Raw genomic sequence first — 21,381 nt, 5'->3', positions numbered from 1 at the left:
TTTTGGCAAACCAGGGCTCGACCAAATGGTGAAAAAAATGGTCCGCTTTTAGTAATTTTTGTGTATTAATAGTAAAATTAAACAGTTGGGTGACGGATAATTATCTCCACCAAGTCTTGAAAATGCTTCTGGCGAAACCCAGGCCATAGTGTAGGGTTTTGCCTTTTTTGCTTTTTCCGCTGGCTCGCACCTTGACCGTGACCGGAGCCTCTTTAATGCGCAGACCATGACGCACTGACTGGATAATCACCTCGGGCGTATGATACTGATTTTGGCGCAGTTTGAGCAGGGCCAGGCTTTCCACCCCAATGGCTCGCATGCCGTTGCTGCAGTCGGTTAACTTGACCGGGGTGAGCAGCCTGATGAGCCAGTTGAAAATGTGGATGCCCAGGAGCCTTACGCGGCTGTCTTTTTGATATTGCCCCAACAACCTGGAGCCGATGACAAAATCAGCCTGGTCCTTGACTATGGGTTCCACCAGGCCTTGAATTTCCGAAGGTAGATGCTGGCCGTCCGCATCCATGGTTACCACGATTTTCGCCTGGTAGCGTTTGGCAGCCTCAAACCCAACCCGCAAGGCGGCTCCGCCTCCCCGGTTAATCGGCAGCTTGATAAAGGGATATCCCGCTTCTTTGACTAGTTCGGTTGTGTTGTCCGAACTGCCGTCATCCACCACTAATGTGGTTACCGCCAGGCCGCAAACTTCTTTGGGCATTTGCTCCAGTACAGATCCTATGTTTTTGGATTCGTTGTATGAAGGGATTATCACTGTAACCGGTGCAAAGGATTTGACCTCTGGGTTTTTTATTTCAAAACCGGTTAAGGCCAGTGTGCAGACCAGGGACTCAAAGTCATCGGCCTGCCTGGTCCAGCGGTTGCGGGAATGAAATAAAAAGGCCCATAAAAGGATATTTGAAAAAATCGCCAGGGCTATGAGCCGGCTGAACTGGTCTTTTTCCAAAGCGAGAATATCCCGTAAAATTCCGGCCAATCCAGGCTCAAGGGAGATGGCTATCAGACCCAGGGAGCCGAGCATTCCAAAGAAAATGTCCGCACCACGGGTGTGACCCCGGTAGTTCATATAAAGCAAACTCCCGAAAGAGAGTATCCCCACTGTCAGGCCGATCAACTGCAAGCTTGTCATCGTCTTATCCAGATATGATTCCCCTGGGCCGTAAAAAGGTCCGCCTTCGGATGTTAATCTAGCATATGGAAAGAGGTTTATACAACTAAAACACAGAGTTGCCAGTTGCATTTTCGTCAGGCGGAAGTAACCTTTCCTCTTGGCTTGAGGCCAAAGGAGGGCAGCAAAAGACTGCCAATTATTACCGGCAGATATACTCCCGCCATCCGATCCAGGAGCATGGTCATGAGCCCCGCCTCAAAGGAGACTCCCAGGGAATTTAAAAAAAGCACACCCGCACCTTCGGCCAGCCCGATTCCGGAAAGGCTGATCGGAAGTACGCTCACCGAATAGGCCAGAGAAGGCAATACTATATACACCCACCAGGGCAATTCAACCGGTTGCAGACTCAGCAAAAGCCAAATCTGCAATGCCTGGGGCAAGAGGTTTTTCAATATCAGACCCAGGGCGCACAGCAAAAACCTCTTCCTGTCCCGAGCCAGGGCCTTGGCGCCGGTTTGCGCCTTTTGCATGATATCCAAGATTTTTAGGCTAAGTTTTTTAACCGGGCCGATGCGGGCAAGCCGGAAAAGAGCCAGGGTCTTTTCCATTAGCCGGGAAGTCAGGACTTGGCTGTTTTTACTTAAGGCAGCCAGGACAACCAGAATACAAAAAGCCCAATAGGAAGCTATGGAGGTCCAGATCAGCGCCTCTAATTCCAGGGGCAACACAGGCGACAAAAGCAAAAGCCCGATCAGGCCCACCAGGGCGAACCGCAGGCATTCCGGCAGAAGTTCAAGCAGCATCACCCCGCCTGCCTGGGCCAAGCCCGGGCGGGGTGTCAGACTTTCTCTCAACAAAAGGGGCCTTCCCGCCAGCACCCCAAGCCGGGCGGGCAGCATATAACCCATGGCCAGGGTGCCCAGGTTCAGTTTAAGGGCCTTTTCCCAAGAGATTTTTCCCATGGGCTTCAGGATTTGGCTGGTGAGCCAGGCATAGGCCATTTGCATGAAAGCACTGATCCCTAAAATGGCCAAACCCATCCAAAGGGGCAGGTTTTTGACCTGCTCGAAGAGAGCCTTCAGATCCAGTTTAAAGAGCACCAGCCCCAAAAGGCCCAGACCCAAAAACAGACGCAGCAAAAAGCCCCAGCTGATGCCGTTGGTTTTATCGGAAGTGGGCAGGTTCATGGGGCGACTTCCAGTGAACCTGCCACAAAGTAATCTTTACCTTGGCCCGCGCCTTCCATGATCTCAAGCCTTTTCTCAGGCACCAGCTTGATGCGTCTTTCTTCGGCGCCTTGGCGCATAAGCCCCACCCTGACCTGATAAGTTCCCTGGGGGGCGTTTTTCGGCATAAGCAGGGGGTGCTTATCAACCACCACCTGACCCTTGGCTAGCCGGTTAAAGGCCCGCATTTTAAGGGGCAGGTGATGGTCAAACACATAGAACCCCTTTGGGCCCTTTACATGCACCACCATGCAGTAGTTGGCGGGCGGGGTTTCTTCGGCCTTCCACACCAGGGTGAGGTTGGTTGTTTCACCGGGTTTGATTTTTTTTCGGCTTAATTTTGTTTTGATCAGGGAAAGGCCCTCTTCAAACCGGGATGTCTTTAGTGCGGGGTTGATGCGTTGCCACTCTCTTTTAAGGCTGGTCAATGTCTGATTGGGCCTGAATTTGCTTGCTATGTTAATGGCCCATTTCAGTTTTTTCATGCGTGAGGCCAAAAGGGGTCTGGCCTGTTCCAGTCTGGCCAGGGCTTTTTGATTCTGCCCCAAAGCCACTAGCGCCTCAACCTGTGGTTCAAGTGCGGGAAGGAAGCCGGGGTTTATTTCCGCCAGTCGGTTCAACAATTCAGCCGCTTCGGCGGTTTTCCCCTGCTTCAGCCAGGTTGCGCCCCGGGCCAGCAAAACCCAGCGGGCGGAACGCATGAATGCATCCCTGGGGCTTGCTTCCATGCTTATTTGTTTGAGGGTGACCTGCAAATGGGCGGGCACTGTGAGCCTCACCTCCCAACGGGTTCCGAATTCCCTTGGCTCCAGGTTGAGGCTGTATTCCCCTTTGCCCCTGGCGCCCCTCATTTGTCCGGGGTCGGTTATCAGCTGAGCTTTTTCGGTAAAAATTCCTTTTTGATTATGCCTTATCAGCTCCAGAGTGATCTTATCGTCCGTCAAATCTGTCTGGGATTGATGCCAGGCAAGGGTGAGTTTGGCTTTAAGCGGTAAAGCCGGGAAAACGTCAGCCAGCCACACCTTGAGTACATGCTTGTTTTTTTCTTTGTTCAGCTGGGAAGAGGCAGTGTAACCTTCTCCTTTAAAATGGATTTTATCCGGCTCATCCAGGACATAGGGGCTGATACGGTATTGTCTGGTGAGGCCGTTCAACAAAAGGGAGGGGTAATGGCCGGTCCAGGCGGTTAGGTTTTTCAGCCACTCGGAGCCCCGGTCTGGTGAAAATGCCAATTTTTCTATCTGCATGAGGTCTTTGTCAAGTCGTCCCAATATTTCAGCGGCCTGGTCCACCTTGCCCATGGCAAAAAGAGCGCTTGCCTTAAGGGCCTCCGGGAAGACGGTTTTTTTATGCCTTTGGGCTGCTTTGGTCAAAATGGCCTCGGCTTTGGCATAGCTCCCCATTTCCAAGGCCTTGAGCCCCAGGAAAAGGGGATCTGAGACAAGGTTCATCATCACGGGCTGAACCATGCCGAGTTGGATTGCAAAGGGATACACCCTTTCCATCTGAGGTGGCCAGCACATGGGATTTATGAATTCTCGCCTTACCTGGCCGGGATGGAGGAGAAAGCTTGCTCCTGTTAAGGGCCCCTGGTCAAAATGGACCTCAACCGGATGCTCACCCAGATGGGTAAGCTCGACCAGGACTTCTTCCAATGGCTCCGAAGGCCTCAGCACCCTTTCGGCCTTTTTAGTTTGGCCGGTTATGACTAAAGAGTTGTTCTGGCTGTAGTCGGGGTTATTGGTCTCGGCAAAAAGGTATTTGTCATTGGTTAGTTGTGACGGATGTCCAATGGGAAAGGGATGGGTTATCTGTTTGGGCGGCAAAGTGGAATAGACCCGTATAAGAGGGCTTACAAAAATGGGAAAGGGCCTTTTGCCGGGCAGTTTGCGCCAGTCATCCGGAGTCTTTAGATCAAATTCCTTGATCAACTCCATGTCGCGGGGGATCATCTTGGCCACCTCACCCCTTGGCGTGTAGGTGTTGCCGGTGAACCAGTGGAAATGAGCCGCTTCGCCCAAAGATGAGTAAACTGCGTAGTTCTTTTGGCTTATGTATTGGCCGGGTTTTAAGTTTCGTATGTTTCCCAGGTTGCCCCGTTTGCGGGTAAGATCTTCCGGGCCGTATCTGCCCACAAAGACTGTTGCATCCAAGGGCAGGGTGTGGTTGATCCATTGGGTGGCCTGCACCCTGGTGTCGTCCTGCCAATAAATGTAACTCACCTCGGCCGCCTTGAGGCCTGAGACCAGGGCCAGGGCTCCGCCGGTCAGGCAAATCGCCATTGCCCTTAAACCCGGCCTGGGCAGCCATTTTTGAGCCAGATAATAAAGGCACCAGCCTGCCAGGCAGGCCAGGGGCGGGACCAGGGAGGTGTGATCCCTTTCTCCCAACCGGTTGGCTATTAAAAGATAGGCCAGATAGAAAATCATCGGGTAGGAGCCTAACACCAGTATGGTTTTCTTCTTTTTCCAGACGGCCAGGGCCAGACCGATAAGGGCCAGGGCAATCATGACCAGGCCAATGGCCTGATCCATGGTTCCCAAAGACCAGCCCAGACGGTCGGCCAGGGGGCTGTCCAGCCAGGAATCATATTCGGAAAACCTTGGTTTCGTATATTTGGTGAACAAATACAGGTACCTGTTAATGATATCCGTGCCGTTCACCAAAAAGCCGGGGTAGCCCATGATAAGGCCAAGGATGCTTCCGCTTAAGAAACAGGCTGGTTGGCCCAGGCCCCACCTGGTCCAGCCGGGCCGGTTTTCCCTGGCGGCAAAAAAGTGGGCCAGGAGGAATGTAGGCAAAATAATCAGTGCGTTTGATTTGGTGGTTACAGCCAGGCCAAAGGTCAGACCAGCCAGGATGTATTGGCCAAGGCTTGCCCCTTTACAGATTTTTACGGCGCACCAAAGCGCCAGGGTAATGATCAGGGGGAGGGAGGCATCGACTGTAAGGTAATGGCTTTGCCCCACCAAAAGGGGGGAAAAGGCGATCAGGGCAGCTACAACCAGGGCCGTGGGCTTTGAATCGCTTACCGATTTGGCCAGGCCATATCCTGCCAGCACGTTTACCGAGCTCAAAATGCCGGAGAAGACCCTGCCGAATAAAAGTACGTTTAGCTGGACTCCCAGGGCATCCGGAGGCCCAAGTAGTTTGAGGAAAAAGGTGTAGCACCAGTTGGTGGCTGAATAACACAAAGCGGCGAGCCCAAAAAAGGCCTGGTGCCAAATTTCTTCATGGGGAAAAAACCAATGTCCTTTGTCCAGGTAGTGAATTATATAAGCGGTCCACTCGTCCGGGTGAAAACGTTCCCAGTTGACCCCCCACCAGCGCAGGCCAAGCCCGGCCATCATTAAAAGGAGAAGTAATGGAAAAGCCGGATCAATGGGCTTTTTAAAGGCCGCTTTCAGCTTGGTTTTCACTTCTCCCAGAGCCAGAGGTAAAGAGCTCATGGTTCTGTCCTCCCCTTAGAACGAATCAATAACTCACGGTTAACCGCTGTAACAGTCTTTGGGCCCGTTCAGCTTCTTTAAGATTTTGAATAATAGTCATATCAGAATGCTCACCGGATTTGCGCATTGCAAATCGTGCCCTGTTTACGGGAAATAATTACCGCTTTGGATTTGAACCTACGAGGAAGTTCTTTATAACATATTGAAGCAAAAGCCGAAAATAGAAATTATATAAATGGCAAGGTATTTGCTTGTTAATAACTCGAATTGTCGGCGAAGTAAGAATTTTCCCAGGAGAGACTAGTGTTTACCCCCTTAAGTAATGATTTGACCTCTAACGTTTACTCTTCCACCACTAAAACCGGGCGGAGGAGCAGCGGTCTTTCCTTTCAGGATTATTTGCGGGCCAAGACCATGACCTCAGACTCCCCCTTGCTACAGAGGGGCAGCCTTAAGAATATGAGCGGTTCCAGTTACCTGGGCGCTTCTCCTTATGGCTATGTCAAGAGTCCTTTTTTGAGTGATCACTATAACTCCCCTCTGCTTTCGCAGGGAAGTTCCTACAGCTCCAGGACCCGCCAGTCTGATGAGGCCGGCGGAACCGGTCAGGTGAGCAGGGTGAATTCCGCCCAACCCGGTGAGTATGATTACAATGTGGTTAAAGTTGGCGAGGTGGACCGCGCGCCCATGGCCATGTTTGAGCACAACGGCGAGCTGATAATCAGCGCCATCACCAGAAACGGCATAGATGAGACTCCAATATGGTCCTACAGCCAGGATCAAGGGGTGGAAAAACGCTCCCAGCTTCCCGAGCAGGCGGAAAGCGGTCATTACGGCTTCAGTTTTGGCGACGGATTCCACCTGGTGCCCGAATCCAACGGCGGCATGATCGACTATACTGCCGATTCTCCGGACGGACCCTGGGTCAAGCACGATTACAGCCATCTGAATCCCCATTCTTATAAGCAACTGAACTGGGGTTATGCCTACAAGAGCCCTGAAACCGGCGAGCAGTTCATGGGATTCGGTAACCGTGACCATCCCGGTGTGGTGATCAAATACAATGAACAGGCCGGAGACTGGGAGACCTTTGCCGCGCCCGAGGATATGCGCTTCCCCACTGGAATGGGCGTTATATCAGAGGGAGAAAACAAGGGAACCACCCTCATCTCAAGCGCCACTTACGGCCGGAGCATGATCCATAAAGTAAACCCGGACGGGTCCACTGAAAAGGTGGCTGATTTCGATGATTGGGGGCTTTTGCGCTTGGACCCCAACGAAGAGGTCGCCTATATGACCGTGGGCAATGGCCGGGTTTATTGGGCTGATTTTGATAATCTGAACCAATGGAAAGAATGTAAATATGAGAAGCCTTCCGGATCGGTCGACCATGTGGAGACCGGTTTGGGCGAACCGGGCATTCACCCGGACACTGGCTGCATGATCTTTAACGCCCTGGATATGGAAAAGGGCAATACCGCGTTTTACGAGGCCCAGAGGCAAGGCGATGACATTGTCCTAAAGCAGGTTCTGTTCCTGGAGGGAGTGGGGCAATGGGCCGGGAAGACAGCCACTGCCGGTGGGGATATGTATTTTGGCTCAGGCGTGACCACCGGTAAAAGAGCTGATGCCACCCATGGCGCAATTTATCGCCTCACAGCAAGCAAGACCGCCTGAGTAAGCGTGATTTGGATCAGGGGGGTGGGGGGGGAAATCCCATAAGGCCCCCTAAACCAGGGGACGCAAAGGCTTTTGCCTTAAAGGCAAAGGCCTTTGTTCATTTAGAGCGCCTTAACCGTATATCTCGTTAAGGTATGTCCTGATTTGCACTCTAATTTCAAACCTGTCCGAACAACATCCTTTTTGAATAAGCCTTTCAAATTAAACACTACTCTCCAACTTGTTCTTTTTGATAACAGGACTTATTATTTTTAAGAGGGAGAGTGGAGACAGCAACTCTGATGAGAGTTTTTTTTGTAAAGGCAGGCCCTTTTTTGATGGCGACTTTGCTTGCGGTCTTAATTGGCCCGGCTGTTTTTTCCAACAGTCCGGAGAAGGTTGCCGTACAGGGAGACAAGATTATGCCCGCCAAGCTGGATAGAATGAAACACCCCGCCCCACTGGATCAAATGGCGTCCAAGGAATTCGAAACCGCCACCTTTGCCTTGGGTTGATTCTGGGGGCCGGACTCCCGGTTCGGGAGTATGCAGGGCGTGATCAGAACCAGGGTGGGATACACTGGTGGTGAAAAAGAAGACCCCACCTATTACAGCCTGGGCGATCACATGGAGGCTATCCAAATAGACTATGATCCCGAAAAGATAAGCTATGAGGATCTGCTTAAGGTCTTTTGGCAGGAACACAATCCCAGATCCCGCCCTTGGAAAAGGCAATATGCCTCTGCGGTTTTTTATCATGACCAAAAGCAGATGCATAAGGCCCGGGACTTTATGGCCCGACGCGCCGCCGAAGACCCGGCCGGGATATACACCGAGCTGTTGCCCTTGGAAACCTTTTACCGGGCCGAGGATTATCACCAAAAATATGTCCTGCGCCAGATAAGGGACATCATGGAACTTTATCCATTGGAATACCTTAACAGCAAGGCATTTACAGATTCAACTGTCCATGCCCGCTTAAATGGTTATCTGGCTGGCCAGGGCAAGGCTGAAGACCTTGAGCGTGAGCTTCCCTTGATGGCTTTTCCCGAAGACCTCACCGGAAAGTTAAAACGGCACGTTGTGCCAAAGCTGACTCAAAAGCAGGGTGCACAGGCCGCCTGCCCGCTACCGGGCAGTTAGGTGTATAAATATTAAGACAGGTTGCTTTGCCGACCAAACCGCCTGTGCTAAGGGTTTGCCTGTGCATGGTCAAGACAGGCCGCTATTTTATTTGCTGGTCAGTGTGGTGTTGCCGGAAGATTATGAACCGGGCTCCTTGGCCGAACTGGACCGTCTGGGATCCAGGTTTTTAAAGGACTCAGAGATAAATATAAGAACCTGGTGCTGGAGGTTGTTTTTACCTCCCGTGAGGAGTGGTCCCTGGGTTTGGATTCCCTGGTTCTTCTTCCCCAAAACTCAGGTTGATGCGTGAGTTTTTTATAATTTGGGGGGTGGATTTAATAAGGCCTGTAAAATACTAAAATCCTACGGTAATTGTTTGGCCTTTAAAAACCGAAATGTCAAGCGGTTTGAAATACCGCTTCAGCTTACCGGTAACAGCCCGCACCAGTCTTTTTGAGCACAGTCTGAATGCAGGTCATGAACATACACCCAAGAGCTTCGCACTTTGGGTATCTCGAATGGACCCCCATAAAAATGTAGTTTTGCCAAGTGCCCTCTGGCAAAGTCAATGAGGGCTTACTCTGCAAGCTAAAGGGGTTTAAAAGTCCATTGAGGTCTGCCTGTCAGGTTAAATGGTTTTTACTGATATTTTTTAAATTTTGTAAGATAGTATGACTATGTTTGTCTGTTGGGTTTATCGGTTGCGTTTTAGCTGAAAAAGTGCAATATCTGCGGATAACTCAATGCAGGGAGGAAAGCACATTTGTGGTGTAATTGCAGCTGTTGTCTGATATAAAGAACTAATGATTATATGTTTTACCAGATTGTTAAAGAAAGAAATCTGAAATGTTTCTTAACGTGTAAATATTTGGAATGATAAATGGAATCGGTCGAACATACTACTGCTTCAGATAAAGTGTATCAGATTATATATGGTTGGATAGCATCGGGAAAATACAAACCCGGCGATACTTTGCCTTCGCAGGATGAGCTGGCCAAACAATTCAAGGTTAGCCGGGTCACCTTGCGCGAAGCGCTGTTCAGGCTTTCGGCCTTGGGCTTTGTCAGCCTTAAACAGGGGGTGGGTACGGAAATTTTGCCGGTTGACGCCAGTAACTTCATGTCCAGCCTGCCCGGCAGGTTTTTAAAAGACCCCATAATACTGTCGGAATTTTTAGAAGCGAGGCTTATCACGGAAAAGTCTTCCATCCGTTTGGCCGTGAAAAAAGCTACGGATGAGGATTTACAAAGAATAGAAGAAGCCCTGAATATGCAAAAACAGGCCATGGATAACCTTGACTTTGAAGAATTTGTTAAAAATGACCTGGCTTTTCATCAACAATTGGTAAGGGCTGCTCACAATAGTGTGCTTTTTAAGATCCTTCAGACAATTTGGGATCTTCTGGATAAATTTACCCGCAGAGCCATTTCCGTACCCGGGAATATGGAAAAAGGATTTGCGTTCCATTCCTCTATTTTGCAGGCCATCAAGGAACGAGATGCCAATAAGGCGGCCCGGATCATGCACGAGCATATTAAAATGGCCGCTGAAACCACATTGGAGTTTCGGGATAAAGAAGTAGACTTGCAAGTTATATTTAGTGATTAAGGTATGTTGCCGCCTGGGATCTCCCCTGGCGGCTTTGTGTTTCCGCCCCGTCATAATCTGATTGCCCCTTCTTATATTCTTAAAAAACCACCATGGCGCAACCGACACCTCCAGAAAACAACATAAACTCAGTGGCTTATTTGTTTTTTGCCCGATTATTCTCGTTTAGGGGGTAACCAGCAAATTTAACGTCATTTTCTCTTCTTGATTGTTTTTGCACTTTTTACCGCACTATTTTTCTTTTTATTCTTGACACCATCTAATGATTAGCTTATCTAATCATCAGATGACTTAATGTTTAGATTATTCCACACATAATCCAAGCCTTTTTGTCGGAGTTGTGTCATATGGAAAGGAACGCAGGCCAGCCATGTCAGACGATGTCTTTCTTCCTCAAATAGAAAATTTAATCAATACCGCCAAGCAGGGCGGAGGAGCCCCCCTGGAAAACCTCGCGCCAAACGAGGCCCGGGAGCTGCGACAGGCTTTTTTTAAGGAACTACTTGGTAATACAAAAGAAATCTCCTATACCAACGATTTTTACATCCCTGTTGACGGCCGGGAAGTTTTTTGCCGCCATTACAGACACCGGGAGGATGAAAACCGCGGTTGCCTGGTTTACTACCACGGAGGCGGCTGGTTGGTGGGAAGTGTGGAAAGCCATGACAACCTTTGCCGGAAGTTATGCCTGAAGGCGGGTTGTGACATAATTTCGGTTGATTATTCGTTGTCACCGGAAAATAAGTTTCCCCGGGCGGTACATGACTGTTTTGAAGCCTTGAAGTGGGTTGCCGCGAATTCCGGAACCTTAGGTTTTGATCCCCAAAAAATAGCGGTCGCAGGCGACAGCTCGGGCGGCAACCTGGCGGCTTCGGTCTGTTTAATGTCAAGAGACAGAAGCGGGCCTGAGATCCAACTTCAGATACTGGTTTATCCGGTAACCAATTTGAAAAACCTTGCCACTGCCTCTTACCTGAAATATAACGACGATCTTTTACTGACCAAAAGCGCCATGGCCTATTTTATCGACCAGTATCTGGAAAATCCGGACCAGGCCGAGGATCCTTATGCCTCACCCCTTTTGGCCAAAGACCACCAAAACCTGCCTCCTGCTTTAATTCTTTTGGCTGAACACGACGTTCTCACCAGTGATGGTGAACTTTATGGCCAAGTTCTTGAGCAGGCGGGAAATGCTGTGAATACGGTTATTTTGCCAGGGACTATTCATTTGTTTTTTGGCATGGAAATACTTTCTGACATGGAAAACGGCCTCGAACTTGCCGCAAAAGCCCTTAGGGAAGCCCTTTAGGAATACACCAAACAGGAGTTTGCTTAAGACTATGGATAAATTCATCCGTCTGATAGACCAGTTGAACAGATTGGTTAGCAAATCATTTTGCTATTTGATTTATGCCCTTATAGGTGTGGTTATTTATGAGGTGGTGGCCCGGAAGGTCTTCGCCTCTCCAACCACCTGGGCCTTTGACATGACAGGCTACCTGGGCAGCGCCTTTTTTATCTCCGGCCTGGGTTATTGCATGCTGCATAACGCCCACGTCAAGATCGATGTAATCGCCAATATGCTCCCCAAAAACATAAGAGACGTCTTAAACATCCTCACAATGCTGGTTTTTTTCTTCCCCTTTGTGTTGGGCGTTTTTTACGCAGGGTTTGATTACGCCGCCAAATCCTGGATCACCGGGGAGTTGGGAACCTCATCCTGGAAACCACCCGTTTATATACCCAAAACTCTGATTCCATTCGGTTTTGGTTTACTCTTGCTTCAGGGTGTTTCCAATTTCATCAAGCTGTTCAAAAAGAAGTGAGGCCCGGTCATGCAACCTGAATTCATAGCTGCTTTTATGTTCGCCGCCCTTTTCCTGGGCATCTTTTCAGGTCATCCCCTGGGGTTTGTCTTGGGTGGAGTTGGAGTCCTGTTCCAATTCATCTTCAGCACCTTGGTGGATGGCATGGCCTTATCGGCTTCCATGGGACTGTTCGCCACTACAACCTGGCGGGTTATGAACGATTTTGTCCTTATGGCCGTTCCGCTGTTTATTTTTATGGCGCAGCTTCTAAATGCCTCCGGGGTGGCTGAAGGACTCTTCGACGCAGTCCATATGGTCTTGGGCCCTGTGCGGGGCGGCCTGGGGCTGGCGGTTATTTTGGTCTGCACTGTTTTCGCCGCCTCGGCCGGAGTTGTGGGGGCAACGGAAGTGGCGGTGGGCATGATGGCCATCCCCGCTCTTCTCAAGAGGAAATACGATATTCCCCTGACTGCGGGCGCTATCTGCGCCGGCGGAACCTTGGGAATCATCATCCCCCCCAGCATTATGCTGGTTTTCTATGCTTCTTTGGCCAACCTTTCGGCCGGTCAGCTTTTTGTGGCCGCATTTTCTCCGGGATTGCTCCTGGCCTTTGCCTATATGGCCTATATAGCCATCAGATGCTATATCACGCCTGAATTAGGCCCGCCCATGCCTGTAGAGGAACGTAATCATTCTCTTAACGAGATAATCGTGACTTTAAGCAAGAATCTTTTACCCCCCGTATTTTTAGTCTTGATGGTTTTGGGAAGCATTATTGCGGGTGTGGCTACTCCCACTGAAGCGGCGGGCTTGGGATGCTTGGGATCTTTCATCCTGGCTGTAGTTTATAAAAAGGTCAATTTGGAACTGATAAAAAGCGCGGCCATCAACACCCTTAAAACAACTTCCATGATTTATTGCCTGGCCATCGGCGGGGCCTGTTTCCAATCCACTTTCCTGATGCTTGAATGCGGTGACGCAATCACCGGATTTTTGACCTGCATTGAAAACCCCTATCTGGTGCTGGTTCTGATGATGGGAACGGTTTTCTTGTTGGGCATGTTCATAGATTGGGTGGGTATTCTTCTGATAACAGTTCCCATATTTGCGCCGGTGGTTGAGGAACTGGGTTTTGATCCTGTCTGGTTTGCCATTTTGGTTGCTATTAACCTCCAGATGGCTTTCTTAACGCCTCCTTTTGGCTATTCCATGTTTTACCTCAAGGGAATATCACCGGATGAAATTACCATGCCTCTGATTTATAAAGGCGTGGTTCCGTTTATCTGCCTGCAATGGGCAGTGCTTATAACTTGCATGGTATTCCCGGACGTTATCATGTGGCTGCCTAGAATGATCTTCTGATTTTTTCAGAATAAACCGTAACTTCTTATGCTTTAAACTGGCTGTTATCCTAAGGAGAAAGAGATGGTAAAGAAGATGAAGAAGTATTTGATTCTAGCAATAGCGATCTGCTTTGCATTGGGACTGGCGCAAAATGGTTTGGCAGCTTCGAAGGAGTATAAACTGGTTGCCAAAGATGCCAGACATAAGGAATACAAAAAGACAAAGTGGACCACCAGCGATAAAAAATTCAAATGGAAAATGAGCGATATGTGGGGTGGGTTTTTCACCCACAAAGCAGTCCAGCACTTTTGCGACAGCGTGAAGGCCGCTTCCGGCGGACGGCTTACCATCAAGGCCTTTACAACCGGTGAAGTTTGCGGTGCGGGCGAGCTGTTCGACACCGTTTCCAACGGAACCCTTGACGCCGGTCATGGCTGGATTGGCGCCTGGAGGGGTAAAGACGAGGCCTTCACCGCCTTTGCCTCTGTTCCTTTTGGCATGGATTCATATAGCTACTCCATCTGGTATTATGGAGGAGATGGAGCCAAGCTTCTGGATGAACTGTTTGCGAAATTCGGCATGAAAGCCTTTTTCGCGGGCAACGCCGGACAGGAGCTCGGCATGTTTACCAAAAAGCCGGTGACAAACATGCTTGACTTTGCGGGTCTTAAGGTTCGCACCGTCGGCTGGTGGCAGGATATCCTCACCCAAAAGGGAATCTCCGTTACTCCGCTGCCCGGCTCAGAGGTCTATCTGGCCCTGGAGCGCGGCGTGATCGACGCGGCCGAGTTTTCTTCTCCTGCCTTCACTTATCCCATGGGTTTCCATGAAATTGCCAAAAACGTTCTTTTGCCCGGTATGCACCAACCCTCTGCCCAGCATGTCATTTTCATCAACAAAAAAAGTTGGGACAAACTGCCTGATGACTTAAAGGCGGTGGTGCAGATTTGCGCCCGTGAAACCCAGGCCTGGAGCACGGCCTGGCATGAATACGCCAACGCCCAGGCCCTGCAGGAGCTGAAAAAAGAAGGCGTTAAGTTCAATTACATGGATAAAGAAACATTGAACGAAATGCGTAAACTCACTAAGACTTACATTGACAGTCTTAAGGATAAGAACGCCTTCTTAAAGAAAGTCATTGACTCTCAGGAAGACTTCCTGAAATATTACGCTCCTTGGCGTGATGCCCAAAAGGGTGTGGCCCCCTGGCCTTACGAGGAGTATGTCTCCGGTAAGCACTTCCAATAAAACCCGACCTTATGCCTAAAGGAGCCCGGCCATTATTTCGGCCGGGCTCCTTATTTTTTAAGGATTGTAGATAAAAATAGGAAAATTTAATCTGTCTTAATGAAATGAACTAAAGGTTACTTTATTGAAATATGCACTTTGTTCCATAGCCGGGAGAATGATTTTTTAGAAGTGGATTCTTGACAACCTGGTCAAAGAATCGCAGGCTCATTATTCTATAATTTTTTTCATTTTCAAACCATTGCCGGTCAGTGTGTTAAGCCCTCCATTTCTTTTTACGCAAGCTATCTTCCTTGTTCTGTCCTTAAGAAATAATATAGAATACCTGTAGTCTTTAGGGTAATGGCACTCAAATCTAAAACTTTGAGACACTAAACCAAAGCCGGGGCGCACTGGAGAGGAGATAAGCATGCCTGAGCGTAGCCAGCAGTTGTGGCGGGTCTTAAAGGTGGCTGTGGGCATGGAATACACCAATCCGTCCAGGGCGCTTAAGATTGTCGATATGGTGATGAACCAGGTTGATTCCTATTATGGCTCGCCCTCCACCTGGCATGACATGTCTGTACTGGCAGGCAGGGTGGGGCATCGCCAGGGCAGACTTGCGCTGGTGCAAGCGGGAATAAGGCAGTGGCCCCTGGATGTAAGGCTTTTGTGTGAAGAAGCCCGCATGCTTGTTTCTTTTGAAGAAGGGTGTGACCATGAACTGGGCCGGGAAAAATGGCAACGTCTTTTGGCCATGGAGCAGAGCCTAACCGGTTTTGAGTGGCGGTTTTGGGTTTATGGTGCTGAATACAAAGCTACTTTTTTGGGGCGAACCAGAGAGGGACTCAAGATGCTGGACCAGGGGGTGCTGAAGGTCAAGCGTAAGTATTTAATGAATGTTTTTCGGGCCTACAGAACTATTTTATTGGACAGCATCCCCGGCAGAGAACTAAAGACCAAGGCTGAGATGCGAAATTATCAAAAATGGGCTGGCCGGGTTTTAGAGGAGCGCTTCAAGGTGGGGCTGGATTTGGGGGTGGAATACGGCTATGTTCTGGCCCTTGATTTGGCCAAGCTGTACCAGAAAAAGGCGGCCTCGGCCGATGAAAAGGAACAGGAAAAGCTGAATAAGGCGCTTTATTTTCTGGACTTGGCTGAGTCTCTCTTTAGCGGTAACCGTAATTATCAGATTTGGGAGATCTATGTGACCAAGGCCCGGGTGCTTATGGCTTTGCGGCGCTACGGTGATGCGCTCAAGATATTTAAGAGCCTGCCCTCATCTGAAAGATTCCGTCCCTCCAACGCCAACATGTTGCGTTTGGCAGCGCTTATGACTGGCGAAGATTTCGGCGATAAGAAGAAATATGAAGAATTTTCCGACGAACCGGCCTGGCCCGAAGCGGGTGAAGGCCTTTTCGATAACAACGGGGCAGGGCTCCTGCAATTGGCCAGGGGCTCAAAAGACATGGAAAATATATTGCTTAAGGTGGCCGCTGAACTGGTTTCCGCTGAAAAGGGTGGAGAATCATGATCTATTCCCATCCAATCACAGACCATGAAAACGCCCGTGACGCCCTGGGGAGGGAGCGTCTGGCCCAGTCCATCGCTTCGCAGGTGCGCAAGGAAAAACCATCTGTGATCGGGGTTTATGGCAGTTGGGGGGCTGGCAAGTCCCATCTTTTAAGCCAGGTGCTGAATAAAATTTTTCAAGATAACCAACAGGCGGAAAACAAACTGGTTGCCTGTGTCTTTGAGGCTTGGCGCTATGAGATGGAGGGTGATCTGGCCGCAGGCATGATCAAGTCCCTGGCCAACATAGAAAAGGATCTTGTCGGCTACAACCCCAGGTTAAGGGGGGCATATTATAAAAAAGCCGGTTTGGCGCTCTTGGGTTTTATCTCTAAATTGGCCCCCTATGCCGGACCGGGCGGCAAACTGGTGGCAGATGGGGCGGAGCTTTTACAGAGTATTTTGGGTATGGCTGAAAAGGCCTCCCAAAAGCCTGATATTGGCGATCTGCTCCCAAATGTGGACAAGATAAAGAAACAGATGTCCGAGCTGGTTTTGGCGATCATACGTGCGGCCAAGGATGCCGATTCCGCCCATGAATACAGGCTGGTTATTTTTATAGACGATCTGGACCGCTGCTCGCCCGAAAATATGGTGCGCATGTTTGAGTGGCTCAAGGTGCATCTTCTGGTGGACAAGGTCACCTATGTAATGGCCCTGGACAATCATGCCGCGGCCAGGGCCATTGTTGGGCAATACAAAAAATACCTGAGCCAAGATGAGGACCTGGCCTATGGCCTGCGTTACCTGGAGAAGCTGGTGGACCTGGAGTATGACCTTTCGGCTCCCAAGGGAGTTGAGGCCATGGCCCTGGACCAGCTTGGCCGGGAGTTGTGCCAAAAATGGGAATACCAGCGGGTCAGCCAATATCTTACCGGCCCTCAGGGTACAGGCGGAGATTTTCCAGGGTGCAAGGGGGTGGATGAACTCTTGGGCATGCACTCGGTGAGCGCTCCCAGAACCATGCTCAAGATTGTAAAAAAACTCAGTCTATGCCTGGATGTTCTGGCCTCTGAACCGGCCAGGGAGCTGCGCCAGTCCCTGCCCGCTTCTTTTCCTTTTTGGCTGGTTTTCTTAATTGCCGTTTATTACCGCCTGGAGCCTGAGGTTCTGCGTGAGTTTATCCGCAAAAGGGGTGTTTTAATAGAGCTCATCGCCGGTGGGGCAAAGGCCCCTGGACCTGAGGCATGGGGTAGCGGACCCATGTACGAATTTTGCGTGTTTGCCCAGAGATTCGGCAAGTTCACCGGCCAAAGTGTCAAGACGCCCACCAGAGAGCAACTCGCCAGGTTAACCAGGATAATGCGGGAAAATGTGATCTGAAAGGCTAGAGCCAAAGGGCCACCAGGGCCATGATTCCCAGGCCCACCGCTGTGAGCAAAAAGGCCGGTCCCCTCTTGGGGGCGTTCATGAACTCGTCTGCCAGCACATCGCTTAGGGCGATATAGAAAAAGGTGCCTGCGGCCAGGGCGTCGAAGATCATCTCGAAAATCCTGGCCGATCCCTGATTCAGGGCAAGGCCGCCCAAAATCCCGGCAGTCACTCCCAGGGGGGTGGAAACAGAGAATAAAACCAGCATGCCCCAGGTCTTGGGTCTGGGCAGCCTGGCCCGGACCAGGGCCACAGTCAGGGCAAAGGCGGCTGAGCCCTTGTGGGCCAGGATGGCCAAAAGCAGGGCCAGGGAACTGACCGCCCCGCTCTCCACCCCCAGGGCGGCTCCGGCCACAAAGGAGTGGATGGAAAGGACCAGCATAAGCGTATAGGCGCTCATGCCCTTGGCTGTTTCCTGTTTGTCCTGGTTTACCACCACCTTTTCCAAAAGCAGCACCAAAAGAACACTGCATCCGGCCAAAAGAGCGGGCAGGGGATAGCCCAGATCCGGGTTGATTTCCCGCATGGCCTCAAAGGAGTCGGGCAGAAGGTGAATCAGGCCCGCCCCCAGAAAAACACCTGCTCCCAGACAGGCCCCCAGGTTGAAAAAGGCCTGGGATGACTTTTGGCCGTGGGCCTTCAAGGCGGTCCACCCCCCGGCTATACCGGTCAAGAAGATCAGGGCTATGGCAGCTAACTTGATCTCCAGGGGCAGCATGATCTCACCTCGCGGCTGGGGGATGGGGCTTTTAAGGAGCCGGTGTTGGCCTAACCGGCCCCTGTTTTATCAGCGACTGAAGCGGAGCTTTAACAGGGAAAATACATATGTGATCATGAATACGATCAGGTTTCGTTTGGTTTGGCCAAAGATCCGCTCCTTGAAAACACTGGGAACTTCTATGATCTCAAAGGACCTGTCCTGTCGTATTGCCTTGTAGAGGATCTCCTCCACCACGTCGAAATTGTTGCTCTTCAGGGTGAGACCGCGCAGGATTTTTCCCGGATACAGCTTGAAGCTGTTGCTCACATCCTTGCATTTGATACGCAGCACAAAGGAGTAGACCAGGTTGACAATTGCGGACATGAATATCAGGAGCTTGGGGTTTTCGGTCTGGCCGCCTTCCACGTAGCGGGAGGCCACGATAACTTTTTTGGGGCCGCGCAGGGAAAAGAGTTGGGGAATGACCTCTGTCTGGTGGGAGCCGTCGGCATCCATAAAGAGGATGTACCTGCCTTTGGTGTGACTTATGCCGGTGCGCACCGCATCGCCGAAATGGTTGCCGTCGGTGCGGTTTAAATAAACCACTCCCGGGTGGTTTTGGCATACCTCCCTGGTCTGGTCCATGGGCTCCATGGTATCCACCACAAGCACCTCCCAGGAGACGTCCAGGGAGTTCAGTACCTCGGTCAGTTCGGGTAGAATTTGTCGCAGGTTGTCGGCCTCCTGATAGGCCGGAAGCACCATGCTTAGCTCTATTTCCGGTTCATTTGCTTGCATCACTTATCCACTCAATCATGTCTTTTAGTCCCTCTTCCTTACCCACTTTAGGCTCCCAGCCAAGCAGGTCGCGGGCCTTTTTAACATCGGCCACAAATACTTTCTGGTCGCTTTTTCTGGCTGCCAGGCGGCGGTAATCAAGTATTACCCCCAACTCCTTTTCCAGAAAAGTAAACAGCTCCAGTAAAGAAAGGCTGTTTTTCATGCCTCCGCCTATATTAAAGACCTGGCCTTTGGCTTGTTCAATTTTTTCAACCGCACTGAAGTAAAGATCCACCATATCATCTGCGTGCAGAACATCCCGCACCTGTTTGCCGTCGCCTGAGATGGTGAAAGGCTCTACCTCGGGATTTTTCTTCTTGGCCACAGCCTGTTCACAGAACCAGCCGATCCAGCCCTGGCCAAAGGTGGCGTACTGGCGCGGGCCATACATGGAGGAATGGCGGAAAACCACGGTGTTTAAGTCAAACATGCGGTGATAATCCAGAAGATACTGTTCTGCCGCCCCCTTGGAACAGCCGTAGGGCGAGCGAAAATCCAAGGGGAGGTCTTCTTTGAAACCATCTTCATAGGCCGGAGTAATCCAGCGGGTTTCTGTTGCCCGGTATTTCAGCCGTTCCAGATCTCCATAAACCTTGTTGGTGGAAGAGTAACAGCATATTGCGCCGGGTGAATGCCTTCTAAGGGCCTCCAGAAGGTTGATGGTGCCAAGGGTGTTTATCTCAAAGTCCAGCCTGGGAGCTTCCAGGGAGGTGAGCATGGCCACTTGTCCGGCCACATGAAAAACAACCTCCGGCCTGTGGGTCGCTATTGCCCTTTCCACATCTTCTGTGTTCCTTATGTCGCCGTGCACGTAGTTGAAATCGCCGAGGCTTTTGAGCCAGGTCAGGTTAAGTTCCGAACCGGCCCTGAACAGGTTGTCGAAAACCGTCAGCTCATATCCCTTTTCCAGGGCTGCGCGGGCCAGGTTGGACCCCAAAAAGCCGCATCCGCCGGTAATAAATATCTTCATTAAAATCCCCTTATGTGTTTGAGCCCACAAAGTCGCGGATGGACTGGGCCATGTAATCAAGCATTTTGGGGGTCATGCCCGGATAAACCCCGATCCAGAAACTGTCGTTCATGATTTTGTCCGTGTTGGCAAGGGCCACGGGCGTGCGATAGTCCCTGTCCAATTCCAAATTCTCAAAAAGCGGCTGGCGAACAATGTTCCCGCAGAAAAGGTTTCTGGTCTGGATCAGTCGGGATTCCAAGAACTCCACCAGGGCCTGTTTGGCAAAGGGGGCTTCATCCCGCACTGTGAGCAGAAAACCAAACCAGGAAGGAATGCTTTTAGAAGTGGGTTCGGGTAGATGAAAATAATCGCCCAGGTCTTGCAGGGCCTTTTTCAAGTGGTCGAAATTCTCTCTTCTCTTTTGCACAAAACCGGGAAGTTTTTCCAGTTGGGCGCAGCCTATGGCCGCTTGCATATCGCTCATCTTGAGGTTCAGGCCAAAGTGGCTGTAAACATATTTGTGATCATAGCCAAAGGGCAGGGTGCCGAACTGTTGGCTGAAACGTTTGCCGCAGGAGTTGTCCTGCCCGCTCTGGCAAAAACAGTCCCTTCCCCAGTCCCTGATGGAGAGCAATGCTTTTTTCAGCAACGGATCGCTGGTAAAGACGGCCCCTCCCTCGCCGGTGGTCATGTGGTGGGCCGGATAAAAGCTGGCCGTGCTCATGATCCCGAAACTGCCGGTCAGTCTACCGTCATATAGGGAGCCCATGGCGTCGCAGTTGTCTTCAATCAACCACAGCCCGTGTTTTTTGCAGAATTCGCTCACCTGTTCAAGGTCAAAGGGATTGCCCAGGGTGTGAGCCAGGAAAACCGCCTTGGTTTTGGGAGAAAGCGCCTTTTCCAACTGATCGGCCAAGGCGTTGGCCGTTTTTAGGCTCACATCCACGAAAACCGGAACCGCCCCGAACTGCACCACCGGCGCCACGGTGGTGGGAAAGCCGCAGGCAGTGGTGATGACTTCATCACCCCGTTTAACGGCTTTTTCCTTTAAAAGGGGGCTGGTAAGGGCGAAAAAGGCCAAGAGGTTGGCTGAAGATCCCGAGTTGACCAAAAAACAGTGTTTAGCACCGATATATTGGGCCAGTTCTTTTTCCAACTGCTTGGAATAACGGCCATAGGTGAGCCAGAACTCCAATGAGGAATCCAGCAGATTTTCCATTTCCCGGTGATCAAAGACCCTGCCCCCGTAGTTGATTCTGTCTTGGCCGGGCCTGAAGCCGGAGCGGTCGTCTTTGTGGGCCAGTTCGTAGTATTCGCGGGTCTTGGCGAGAATTTCTTTTTTCAGTTCATCCAGCTTGGACATGAGTCTCCTGG

At 50.7% G+C, this 21,381-nt stretch carries 16 protein-coding genes and 1 pseudogene; 10 read left to right on the top strand and 7 right to left on the bottom strand.

Going from position 1 to position 21,381, the window contains the following annotated elements; all coding sequences use genetic code 11:
• Window positions 1–100 precede the first annotated feature (100 nt).
• The 3 genes from X474_RS24530 to X474_RS24520 all read right to left on the bottom strand — a co-directional run bounded on the left by X474_RS24530 (window position 101) and on the right by X474_RS24520 (window position 5,801).
• Entirely contained in the window at window positions 101–1,144 is a 1,044-nt protein-coding gene (locus tag X474_RS24530; protein ID WP_044352720.1) for a glycosyltransferase family 2 protein, read from the bottom strand.
• A 116-nt stretch (window positions 1,145–1,260) separates the two neighbouring features.
• Complete coding sequence (locus tag X474_RS24525; protein WP_044352718.1) at window positions 1,261–2,313, bottom strand: lysylphosphatidylglycerol synthase transmembrane domain-containing protein; 1,053 nt, start codon at window positions 2,311–2,313, stop codon at window positions 1,261–1,263.
• The gene (locus X474_RS24520) at window positions 2,310–5,801 is read right to left on the bottom strand and encodes a glycosyltransferase family 39 protein (RefSeq protein WP_044352716.1); all 3,492 of its coding nucleotides are present in this window, start codon (window positions 5,799–5,801) and stop codon (window positions 2,310–2,312) included. Before X474_RS24520 ends, X474_RS24525 begins: the two co-directional genes overlap by 4 nt.
• A 303-nt stretch (window positions 5,802–6,104) precedes the next feature.
• Here X474_RS24520 and X474_RS24515 point away from each other — a divergent pair, with 303 nt between their 5' ends.
• The 10 genes and pseudogenes from X474_RS24515 (at window position 6,105) to X474_RS24465 (ending at window position 17,467) form a co-directional block, all read left to right on the top strand.
• Entirely contained in the window at window positions 6,105–7,478 is a 1,374-nt protein-coding gene (locus X474_RS24515) for a hypothetical protein (RefSeq protein WP_044352714.1), read from the top strand.
• Window positions 7,479–7,798: 320 nt separating this feature from the next.
• Window positions 7,799–7,975 carry a hypothetical protein gene (locus X474_RS24510; protein ID WP_156360924.1) on the top strand — a complete coding sequence of 59 codons (177 nt, stop codon included), beginning with the start codon at window positions 7,799–7,801 and terminating at the stop codon, window positions 7,973–7,975.
• A 12-nt stretch (window positions 7,976–7,987) separates the two neighbouring features.
• Window positions 7,988–8,602: pseudogene (locus tag X474_RS24505) on the top strand (peptide-methionine (S)-S-oxide reductase MsrA); the annotation flags it as partial.
• 862 nt (window positions 8,603–9,464) lie between these two features.
• On the top strand, window positions 9,465–10,193 hold the full coding sequence (locus X474_RS24495) for a FadR/GntR family transcriptional regulator (RefSeq protein ID WP_082464625.1): 729 nt from the start codon (window positions 9,465–9,467) through the stop codon (window positions 10,191–10,193).
• A gap of 370 nt (window positions 10,194–10,563) precedes the next feature.
• Window positions 10,564–11,502, top strand: coding sequence for an alpha/beta hydrolase (locus X474_RS24490; protein WP_052515606.1), 939 nt, complete (start codon window positions 10,564–10,566; stop codon window positions 11,500–11,502).
• Between the two features lie 31 nt (window positions 11,503–11,533).
• Complete coding sequence (locus X474_RS24485) at window positions 11,534–12,019, top strand: TRAP transporter small permease subunit (protein WP_044352711.1); 486 nt, start codon at window positions 11,534–11,536, stop codon at window positions 12,017–12,019.
• A 9-nt stretch (window positions 12,020–12,028) separates the two neighbouring features.
• Entirely contained in the window at window positions 12,029–13,363 is a 1,335-nt protein-coding gene (locus X474_RS24480; RefSeq protein ID WP_044352710.1) for a TRAP transporter large permease, read from the top strand.
• Between the two features lie 63 nt (window positions 13,364–13,426).
• Window positions 13,427–14,593, top strand: a complete 1,167-nt coding sequence (locus X474_RS24475) for a TRAP transporter substrate-binding protein (RefSeq protein ID WP_044352708.1) — start codon at window positions 13,427–13,429, stop codon at window positions 14,591–14,593.
• Between the two features lie 409 nt (window positions 14,594–15,002).
• Window positions 15,003–16,106 (top strand): hypothetical protein, encoded by a 1,104-nt coding sequence (locus X474_RS24470; protein WP_044352707.1) that lies wholly within the window; start codon window positions 15,003–15,005, stop codon window positions 16,104–16,106.
• A complete protein-coding gene (locus X474_RS24465) occupies window positions 16,103–17,467 on the top strand; it encodes a KAP family P-loop NTPase fold protein (protein ID WP_044352705.1) in 1,365 nt (454 codons plus the stop codon). The genes X474_RS24470 and X474_RS24465 overlap by 4 nt, the downstream gene beginning before the upstream one ends.
• 4 nt (window positions 17,468–17,471) lie before the next feature.
• Here the strand turns inward: X474_RS24465 and X474_RS24460 are convergent, their stop codons facing one another.
• The 4 genes from X474_RS24460 to rfbH form a co-directional block, all read right to left on the bottom strand.
• The gene (locus tag X474_RS24460; RefSeq protein WP_044352704.1) at window positions 17,472–18,233 is read right to left on the bottom strand and encodes a ZIP family transporter; all 762 of its coding nucleotides are present in this window, start codon (window positions 18,231–18,233) and stop codon (window positions 17,472–17,474) included.
• A 69-nt stretch (window positions 18,234–18,302) separates the two neighbouring features.
• The gene (locus X474_RS24455) at window positions 18,303–19,013 is read right to left on the bottom strand and encodes a glycosyltransferase (protein WP_044352703.1); all 711 of its coding nucleotides are present in this window, start codon (window positions 19,011–19,013) and stop codon (window positions 18,303–18,305) included.
• On the bottom strand, window positions 19,000–20,025 hold the full coding sequence (locus X474_RS24450) for an NAD-dependent epimerase/dehydratase family protein (protein ID WP_044352701.1): 1,026 nt from the start codon (window positions 20,023–20,025) through the stop codon (window positions 19,000–19,002). The genes X474_RS24455 and X474_RS24450 overlap by 14 nt, the downstream gene beginning before the upstream one ends.
• A 10-nt stretch (window positions 20,026–20,035) precedes the next feature.
• Window positions 20,036–21,370 (bottom strand): lipopolysaccharide biosynthesis protein RfbH, encoded by a 1,335-nt coding sequence (rfbH, locus tag X474_RS24445; protein WP_044352699.1) that lies wholly within the window; start codon window positions 21,368–21,370, stop codon window positions 20,036–20,038.
• Between the last annotated feature and the right edge of the window lie 11 nt (window positions 21,371–21,381).

The organism is Dethiosulfatarculus sandiegensis, assembly GCF_000931935.2.
Lineage (GTDB): Bacteria > Desulfobacterota > Desulfarculia > Desulfarculales > Desulfarculaceae > Dethiosulfatarculus > Dethiosulfatarculus sandiegensis.
This window is presented reverse-complemented; position numbering and strand designations above follow the sequence as displayed.